Here is a 9,371-nt window from a genome sequence, read left to right on the forward strand (position 1 = left end):
TTTAAGTGGAGAATTGTTCGCTCGGATAGATTGACAAACAGGGAATTTTCTGACAAAATCTAAATATAGATAAAACCAATAAAAATACTCGGTGTTAGGAGTGACAGGAATGCGAGTGGCACAATCAGTTTCAGAATTAATCGGGAAAACGCCGATCGTTAAGTTGAACCGCATCGTAGAATCAGACAGCGCAGATGTATACTTAAAATTAGAATTTATGAATCCGGGGAGCAGCGTTAAAGATCGTATCGCGTTAGCTATGATCGAAGATGCTGAAAATAAAGGATTATTAAAAGAGGGCGATACAATCATTGAGCCAACAAGCGGTAACACAGGTATTGGCTTAGCGATGGTAGCAGCCGCTAAAGGATATAAGGCAATTTTAGTAATGCCAGAAACAATGAGTATTGAGCGTCGTAATTTATTACGCGCTTATGGTGCTGAATTAGTATTGACTCCAGGACCTGAAGGAATGGGTGGGGCAATTCGTAAGGCAACTGAATTAGCAAAAGAACATGGCTACTTTATACCGCAACAGTTCCAAAATCAATCGAATCCAGAAATTCATCGTTTAACAACAGGTCCAGAAATTGTTGAACAAATGGGTGATCAATTAGATGCGTTTATCGCAGGTATTGGTACAGGTGGAACAATTACCGGTGCTGGTGAAGTGCTGAAGGAAGCGTATAAAGACATTAAAATTTATGCAGTAGAACCTGCGGATTCACCAGTATTATCTGGTGGGAAGCCGGGTCCACATAAAATCCAAGGAATTGGGGCGGGATTTATCCCAGAGACGTTGGATGTAAAGGTATATGATGAAATTATTCAAGTGAAAACAGAGCAAGCGTTTGAATATGCAAGAAGAGTTGCTCGAGAAGAAGGTATTTTAGTAGGTATTTCTTCAGGAGCAGTCATCTATGCAGCAAAAGAAGTTGCGAAGAAATTAGGTAAAGGGAAAAAGGTACTTGTTATTATTCCGAGTAACGGTGAACGTTATTTAAGTACACCACTTTATCAATTTGAATCATAATTGAATGCGATTTGAAAAGCATCCTTAAAAAAGGATGCTTTTTCTTTTTTGATTGGAAAAAGGAAAAGAGTGAATGACTAGAAAACTTCATGTAAAATAAGAAGTAGTATAATAAATTTTTTTTACTAGCCCTCAAGTATAATCATTCTCTGTATAAATAACCTTATGTAGTTTGAGTTGATTACCTTAAGAGGGTGGGATAACAGAAGACGGGGTGTTGATATGCAACGAAGAAAATCTTTAGCGCTTTCTATTCCATATCAGTTAGATTTCTTTAAGCAATATAAATTTCTTTCTCAGGATAAGCCGCAACATATTTTGTTAGAAAGTGGACGTGGTGGTCGTTATAACATTGTTGGGCTGGATCCAGTAGCGGTAATTCAGGGTAAGAATGAGACGTTACATATAAGTGAAAGTGGTAAGGAAACAATAAAGCGAGGGAATCCATTAGATTTAATGCAAACGTATATGGAGAAATGGAAAACGGATTATAATCCGGAGTACCCGCCTTTTCAAGGTGGGGCAATTGGATACTTTAGTTATGATTGTATCCGTTATATTGAAAAACTTTCTTCTCTTGCGGAGGATGATATTAATATACCTGACATATTCTTTTTGTTATTTGATGACGTGTTTGTGTATGATCAACAGGAGAGAGTATTATGGATTATTACGCATTATGTAGATGAGTGTGAAGAGGCAGAAGAACGATTAAATGAATGGAAGGGTCTTTGGATGAAAGAAGCACCCGAAGTGACTATACCGTTTGAATGTCCTGCAAAGAAAAATGAAGCAGTCGCTTTTACGGAAGAGGGCTTTATGAAGGCTGTTGAACGTATTCAAGAATATATTGGAGCGGGTGATGTGTTTCAAGTAAACTTGTCGACAAGACAAGAAAGAACATTACAAACACATCCACTAGAAATATATACAAGTCTTCGTGAAATTAATCCATCTCCATATATGGGTTACTTGGAGTTTGGAGATTTTCAAATTGTTAGTGCTTCGCCTGAATTGCTAATTAAAAAGCAAGGAAAAGAAGTGAGTACAAGACCAATTGCTGGTACGCGCTCTCGAGGAGCAAGTGAGCAAGAGGATGAGGAATTAGCGAAAGAATTAATTGAAAACGAAAAGGAAAGAGCAGAGCATGTAATGCTTGTGGATTTAGAACGAAATGACTTGGGCCGGGTTTGTAAATATGGCACTGTTGAAGTAGATGAATTTATGGTAATTGAAAAATACTCACACGTTATGCATATTGTTTCTAATGTGCGTGGTGAGGTGGAAGCAGATAAAGATGCTTTCGATTTGGTGAAGGCTGTATTTCCTGGTGGGACAATTACCGGTGCCCCGAAAATACGTACGATGGAAATTATTGAAGAATTAGAACCTGTTCGCCGAGGGATTTATACGGGTTCAATTGGTTGGATTGGCTATTCTGGAGATACGGAATTGAATATTGTAATCCGAACACTACTTGCTAAAGATGGACAAGCGCATGTGCAAGCTGGAGCGGGTATTGTAATTGATTCAAATCCAAAAAATGAATATAAAGAGTCGTTAAAAAAAGCAATCGCTTTATGGCGTGCAAAAGAAAGTAGCGAAGAAACGGTTAGGTGAGAGAAATGATATTAATGATTGATAATTATGATTCTTTTACATTTAATTTAGTGCAGTTTCTTGGAGAACTTGGACAAGAGCTTGTTGTTAGGCGTAATGATGAAGTGACTATTTCAGATATTGAGAATATGAAACCAGATTTTTTAATGATTTCGCCAGGTCCATGTAGTCCTAATGAGGCAGGGATCAGTATGGATGTTATTAAATATTTTGCAGGTAAGCTTCCGATTTTTGGGGTTTGTCTTGGACATCAATCAATTGCGCAAGTATTTGGTGGGGATGTTGTCAGGGCAGAGCGTTTGATGCATGGAAAAACATCTTTAATGCATCATGATGGACAGACGATTTTTTCTGACATTCCAAATCCATTTACTGCGACACGTTATCACTCTCTTATCGTTAAAAAAGAGACGTTACCGAATTGTTTAGAGATAACATCTTGGACTGAAGAAGGTGAAATTATGGCGCTTCGTCATAAAACGTTGCCGATTGAAGGGGTACAATTTCATCCAGAATCTATTATGACTTCTCACGGGAAAGAGTTGCTACAGAATTTCATTCGCAAATATAGCCCAAGTGTGACATCGTGTTAATTTACGTAAATGGCGCGTATGTAGAAGCGAGTGAAGCGAAAATTTCTCCGTATGACCACGGTTACCTGTATGGGCTTGGGGTTTTTGAGACGTTTCGTATTTATAATGGCCATCCCTTTTTATTGGATGATCATTATGAACGCTTAATGGATGCGCTCGATATATTGCAAATCAAATGGACAATAACAAAAGATGAAGTGATACTTATTTTAAAGAATCTACTCGTTAAGAATGGGTTAAAGCATGCATATGTGCGCTTAAATGTATCGGCGGGTATAGATGAAATAGGATTACAAACGGAAGTATATGAAGAACCGTCTGTTATTGTTTTTATAAAACCTTTAGTAGCTCCAGGGAATGTAGTGGAAAAAGAAGGAGTTATTTTAAAACAAGTGAGAAATACACCAGAGGGTGCATTTCGCTTGAAGTCCCATCATTATTTAAATAATATTTTAGGGAAACGCGAAATTGGAAATGGTGTGAATAAGGAAGGTATTTTTCTTACTGAAACAGGTTATGTTGCAGAGGGGATTGTTTCGAATCTCTTTTTTGTTAAAGGAGATATTTTATATACTCCTTCATTAGAAACAGGGATTTTAAACGGAATCACTCGTGCGTTTATTATAAAGGCTGCTGAAGAGCTGGGTATAGAAGTAAAGGAAGGTTTCTTTACAAAAGATGAATTGCTTTCAGCGGATGAAGTGTTCGTAACGAACTCTATTCAAGAGATTGTCCCCCTTTATCGTATAGAGGAGAAAGATTTCCCGGGTAAAGTGGGAGTGGTTACAAAAAGACTTATGGATCTTTATGGAGTGCAGAGAGAGAAATTGTGGAGCAGAAATGAATTGCGAAGAGGAGATGTGTAGTTTGAAGTGGGATTATGATTTGCGCTGCGGCGAATATACATTGAACTTAAATGAAAAGACATTAATTATGGGGATTTTAAATGTAACACCAGATTCATTTTCTGATGGTGGGAGTTACAGCGAAGTAGATGCCGCATTGCGCCATGCGAAAGAAATGAAAAATGAAGGCGCTCATATTATTGATATTGGCGGCGAATCTACCCGCCCGGGTTTCGCTAAAGTTTCAGTAGAAGAGGAAATAAAGCGAGTTGTTCCGATGATTCAGGCAGTTTCAAAAGAAGTGAAATTACCTATTTCTATTGATACGTATAAAGCTGAAGTTGCAAAACAAGCGATTGAGGCTGGTGCTCATATTATTAATGATATTTGGGGAGCGAAGGCGGAACCGAAGATTGCTGAAGTTGCAGCCTATTATGATGTGCCCATTATCTTAATGCATAATCGAGATAATATGAACTACCGCAACTTAATGGCTGACATGATTGCTGATTTGTATGAAAGTATTAAGATTGCTAAAGATGCTGGTGTGCGAGATGAGAATATTATTTTAGACCCAGGTATCGGTTTTGCGAAAACGCCTGAACAAAATTTAGAAGCGATGCGTAATTTAGAACAGTTAAATGTACTGGGTTACCCGGTTCTATTAGGTACTTCAAGAAAGTCCTTTATTGGCCATGTATTAGATTTACCAGTGGAGGAACGTCTTGAAGGAACGGGTGCTACCGTTTGTCTTGGTATTGAAAAGGGCTGTGAGTTTATCCGCGTACATGATGTGAAAGAAATGGCGCGTATGGCTAAGATGATGGACGCGATGATTGGTAAGGGGGCAAAGTAATTGGATAAAATTTATATCCATGATATGGAGTTTTACGGTTATCATGGTGTATTCCCAGAAGAAAATAAATTGGGTCAGAGATTTAAAGTGGATTTAACGGTGGAGTTGGATTTAAAACGTGCAGGAGAAAGTGACGACTTAGAGCATTCTGTCAATTACGGGGAACTTTTCGAACTATGTAGAAAAGTTGTTGAAGATAGAACGTATAAGCTTGTAGAGAGTATCGCTGAAAATATCGCTACAGATATATTGAAACAATATGAGAGTATTTCACAGTGTACAATTAAGGTAATTAAACCAGATCCACCGATACCGGGGCATTATCGTGCTGTAGCGGTAGAAATTACGAGAGAACGTCCATGAATAATATAGCGTACATTGCATTAGGTTCGAATATTGGGGAGCGTTATACTTATTTAACTGAAGCAATTCAGTTTTTAAATAAAAACCAGCATATCCAAGTTGATGATGTTTCGTCTGTATATGAAACGGATCCGGTTGGCTATACTGACCAAAATTGCTTTTTAAATTTAGTTATAAAAATTTCTACCAATTTATCACCGCAAGAATTATTGAAAGTGACACAAAAGGTAGAGAATGACCTAGGAAGAAAAAGGGAAATTAGATGGGGCCCGAGAACCATCGACCTTGACATTTTACTATATAATCAAGAAAATATTGAAGCAGAGAATCTTATTGTTCCGCATCCGCGGATGTTCGAAAGAGCTTTTGTTATCGTTCCGTTGTTAGAAATTAATCAAGATATAAAACAAGACATTTCACGTTCACAAGTAGAAGAAATGAAAAGGCGAGAGGGAGTAACGGTATGGAAGCAGAAAAATGGGGAAGACGCATTCGTGCTTTTCGAAAGCTAAAAGGCTATACACAAGAAGGTTTTGCGAAAGAATTAGGGGTATCTGTATCGGTTTTAGGTGAAGTTGAGAGGGGCAATAGATCACCTTCCCAAGATTTTGTAGTAGAAGTCGCTAAAACATTAAACGTTTCAATAGACGAATTGATGCCGAAGTGACCGTAAAGGAAGGAGTAAGTCGGGTGTTAAAGATTGCAAATATTGAGATGAAAAATCCAGTTGTACTAGCACCGATGGCGGGTGTGTGTAACTCTGCATTCCGTTTGACAGTAAAAGAATTTGGTGCAGGTTTAGTTTGTGCTGAAATGGTAAGTGATAAGGCGATATTACTTAATAACAAAAGAACATTAGATATGTTATATATCGATGAGAGAGAAAAGCCATTAAGTTTACAAATTTTTGGTGGAGAGAAAGAAACTCTTGTAGATGCTGCGAAATACGTAGATAAATATACGACAGCAGACATTATTGATATTAATATGGGTTGCCCAGTACCGAAAATCATTAAGTGTGATGCGGGAGCAAAGTGGCTTTTAGATCCAAATAAAATATATGAAATGGTGGCGGCAGTTGTAGACGCTGTTGAAAAGCCAGTTACAGTTAAAATGCGTATTGGTTGGGATGAAGATCATATTTTCGCAATTGAGAATGCAAAGGCTGTTGAGCGTGCTGGTGGACAAGCGGTAGCAGTTCATGGGCGTACACGAGTGCAAATGTATGAAGGAAAAGCGGATTGGGATATTATTAAACAAGTAAAGCAAGCTGTAAATATTCCAGTTATCGGAAATGGTGATGTCGAAACACCGCAAGATGCAAAGCGTATGCTTGATGAAATTGGTGTAGATGGTGTTATGATTGGCCGCGCTGCTCTTGGAGATCCGTGGATGATTTATCGTACGGTAAAGTATTTAGAGACAGGTGAATTAATGCCGGAACCAACAGTCCGTGAGAAAATTGATGTATGTATGTTGCATCTAGATCGTCTTATTGATTTAAAGAACGAAAATGTTGCTGTAAGAGAGATGAGAAAGCATGCAGCTTGGTATTTAAAAGGTGTTCGTGGTAATGCGAGTGTGCGTAATGGTATCAATGCTTGTAACACGCGTGAAGACCTTGCGAATGTATTAGGTGCATTTGTAGAAGAAGTAGAAGCGAAACAACAAACAATTTACGTTGGTTAATAAGGGAATATAGGAGATTGACATTCTTCTATACACTTCCTATAATTACGTGAAAGAAAGAAGAGCTGCCAGTTAGTTGCTGGCAGTTTTTCTAGTTGAGTAGAAAATGCTATACTGTATATATTATAAAATTTAATAGAGCTGGAGTGATATCAATATCATGGATAACATGAACCACGAAGAATTAAACGACCAATTGCTTGTTCGTCGTGAAAAGTTACATAACTTACGTGAGCAAGGAATCGATCCGTTCGGTAAACGATTTGAACGCACAAATTCAACAACTGACTTAGTAAGTCTATATGGAGAATTCTCTAAAGAAGAATTAGAAGAGAAAGAAATCACTGTTTCTATCGCTGGTCGTATTATGACAAAACGCGGTAAAGGAAAAGCGGGATTTGCGCATATTCAAGATTTACAGGGGCAAGTTCAAATTTATGTTCGTAAAGATACTGTTGGAGATGAAGAGTACGAGTTATTTACGACAGCAGATTTAGGTGACTTAGTAGGTATTGAAGGTAAAGTGTTCAAAACGAACGTTGGAGAACTTTCAGTAAAAGCAACAGGATTTACACTTTTAACGAAATCTCTTCGTCCATTACCGGATAAATACCATGGATTAAAAGATGTTGAACAACGCTATCGTCAACGTTACTTGGACTTAATTACAAGTATGGAAAGCCGTGAAACGTTCGTTACCCGTAGTAAAATCATTCGTGAAATGAGAAGATATTTAGATGACAACGGTTATCTTGAAGTAGAAACGCCTATGATGCACGCAATTGCAGGTGGAGCGTCTGCTCGTCCTTTCACTACACACCATAATGCTTTAGATATGGAATTATATATGCGTATCGCAATTGAACTTCATTTAAAACGTCTTATTGTGGGCGGATTAGAAAAAGTTTATGAGATTGGCCGTGTATTCCGTAATGAGGGTGTATCAACTCGTCATAACCCTGAGTTTACGATGATTGAATTATATGAAGCGTACGCTGATTATAATGATATTATGAAACTAACAGAAAATATGGTTGCTCATATCGCGAAAAAAGTATTGGGTACAACAACAATCCAATATGGTGATTATGAAATTAATCTAGAACCAGAATGGACACGTCTTCATATGGTAGATGCAATTAAGCAACACTCTGGAGCAGATTTCTGGAATCCAATGAGCGTAGAAGAAGCGCGCGAACTTGCAAAAGAACATAATGTAGAAATTAAGAATACAATGGAAGTTGGTCATATTATTAATGAGTTCTTCGAGCAAAAAGTAGAAGATAAATTAATCCAACCAACATTTATTTATGGTCATCCGGTAGAGATTTCGCCACTTGCGAAAAAGAATGATGAAGATCCACGATTCACAGATCGTTTCGAATTATTCATTGTTGCTCGTGAACATGCGAATGCATTCACTGAGTTAAATGATCCAATCGATCAAAAAGAACGTTTTGAAGCTCAATTAAAAGAGCGCGAGCAAGGTAATGACGAAGCTCATATGATGGATGATGATTATATCGAAGCTCTTGAGTACGGTATGCCTCCTACGGGCGGATTAGGAATTGGTATTGATCGCCTTGTTATGTTATTAACGAATGCACCATCTATTCGTGACGTACTATTATTCCCAGCTATGCGTCATAAACAAGACTAAGCTTTGGAGATTTCTCCAAAGCTTTTTTTATTTCTTTATTTGAGGGGGAGAAACCTTCTATTAAAAGGAAAGTGAGATTATTGCTCATTAAATGGATGTCAGATTAAAAACCTATACTTATATAGAAGAAATGTGCTGTTTTTATACTTTTTCACTAAGTTAAAAGTTTTATTAGAAAAACTATTGCATTTTAATAATCAAACTGGTATATTTATATTCGTTGCCACGAGAGGTAACAAAAGAAACAAACGAAAAACAACTTATTGAAAAAAGTTGTTGACGAAAATATAACGAAATGTTATATTAATAAAGTCGCTCCTGAGCGATGAAGAAGTTCTTTGAAAACTGAACGAAACAAACAACGTGAACGTCAATTTTTATTTTTAGATGCTAGACAAACTAACTTTATTGGAGAGTTTGATCCTGGCTCAGGATGAACGCTGGCGGCGTGCCTAATACATGCAAGTCGAGCGAATGGATTGAGAGCTTGCTCTCAAGAAGTTAGCGGCGGACGGGTGAGTAACACGTGGGTAACCTGCCCATAAGACTGGGATAACTCCGGGAAACCGGGGCTAATACCGGATAATATTTTGAACTGCATGGTTCGAAATTGAAAGGCGGCTTCGGCTGTCACTTATGGATGGACCCGCGTCGCATTAGCTAGTTGGTGAGGTAACGGCTCACCAAGGCAACGATGCGTAGCCGACCTGAG

10 protein-coding genes and 1 rRNA gene (1 of these 11 cut by a window edge) are annotated in these 9,371 nt (G+C 37.9%); all 11 read left to right on the forward strand.

The features are described 5' to 3' along the window. The first annotated feature begins 109 nt into the window (after window positions 1–109). Window positions 110–1,033, forward strand: a complete 924-nt coding sequence (cysK, locus tag QUF93_RS02780) for a cysteine synthase A (RefSeq protein WP_002124554.1) — start codon at window positions 110–112, stop codon at window positions 1,031–1,033. A 222-nt stretch (window positions 1,034–1,255) separates the two neighbouring features. Next, the gene (gene trpE / locus QUF93_RS02785; protein WP_289357805.1) at window positions 1,256–2,653 is read left to right on the forward strand and encodes an anthranilate synthase component I; all 1,398 of its coding nucleotides are present in this window, start codon (window positions 1,256–1,258) and stop codon (window positions 2,651–2,653) included. Window positions 2,654–2,658: 5 nt separating this feature from the next. Next, window positions 2,659–3,246: an aminodeoxychorismate/anthranilate synthase component II gene (gene pabA / locus QUF93_RS02790; protein WP_002029312.1), complete on the forward strand. Its 588-nt coding sequence runs from the start codon at window positions 2,659–2,661 to the stop codon at window positions 3,244–3,246. Further along, window positions 3,240–4,112: an aminodeoxychorismate lyase gene (pabC, locus tag QUF93_RS02795; RefSeq protein WP_289357807.1), complete on the forward strand. Its 873-nt coding sequence runs from the start codon at window positions 3,240–3,242 to the stop codon at window positions 4,110–4,112. The genes pabA and pabC overlap by 7 nt, the downstream gene beginning before the upstream one ends. Continuing rightward, window positions 4,087–4,947, forward strand: coding sequence for a dihydropteroate synthase (gene folP, locus QUF93_RS02800; protein WP_289357808.1), 861 nt, complete (start codon window positions 4,087–4,089; stop codon window positions 4,945–4,947). Before pabC ends, folP begins: the two co-directional genes overlap by 26 nt. Next, window positions 4,948–5,310: a dihydroneopterin aldolase gene (folB, locus tag QUF93_RS02805; protein ID WP_002113276.1), complete on the forward strand. Its 363-nt coding sequence runs from the start codon at window positions 4,948–4,950 to the stop codon at window positions 5,308–5,310. Then, complete coding sequence (gene folK / locus QUF93_RS02810) at window positions 5,307–5,822, forward strand: 2-amino-4-hydroxy-6-hydroxymethyldihydropteridine diphosphokinase (protein WP_002124564.1); 516 nt, start codon at window positions 5,307–5,309, stop codon at window positions 5,820–5,822. The genes folB and folK overlap by 4 nt, the downstream gene beginning before the upstream one ends. Next, window positions 5,774–5,977, forward strand: a complete 204-nt coding sequence (locus QUF93_RS02815) for a helix-turn-helix domain-containing protein (RefSeq protein WP_002009706.1) — start codon at window positions 5,774–5,776, stop codon at window positions 5,975–5,977. The genes folK and QUF93_RS02815 overlap by 49 nt, the downstream gene beginning before the upstream one ends. Before the next feature lie 23 nt (window positions 5,978–6,000). Next, on the forward strand, window positions 6,001–6,999 hold the full coding sequence (dusB, locus tag QUF93_RS02820) for a tRNA dihydrouridine synthase DusB (protein ID WP_002124565.1): 999 nt from the start codon (window positions 6,001–6,003) through the stop codon (window positions 6,997–6,999). A gap of 160 nt (window positions 7,000–7,159) precedes the next feature. Further along, a complete protein-coding gene (lysS, locus tag QUF93_RS02825) occupies window positions 7,160–8,659 on the forward strand; it encodes a lysine--tRNA ligase (protein WP_070140520.1) in 1,500 nt (499 codons plus the stop codon). A gap of 405 nt (window positions 8,660–9,064) precedes the next feature. Further along, window positions 9,065–9,371: ribosomal RNA gene (locus QUF93_RS02830) — 16S ribosomal RNA — on the forward strand; it runs 1,245 nt beyond the window's last position.

The organism is Bacillus hominis (genome assembly GCF_030348325.1).
Classification (GTDB): domain Bacteria; phylum Bacillota; class Bacilli; order Bacillales; family Bacillaceae_G; genus Bacillus_A; species Bacillus_A hominis.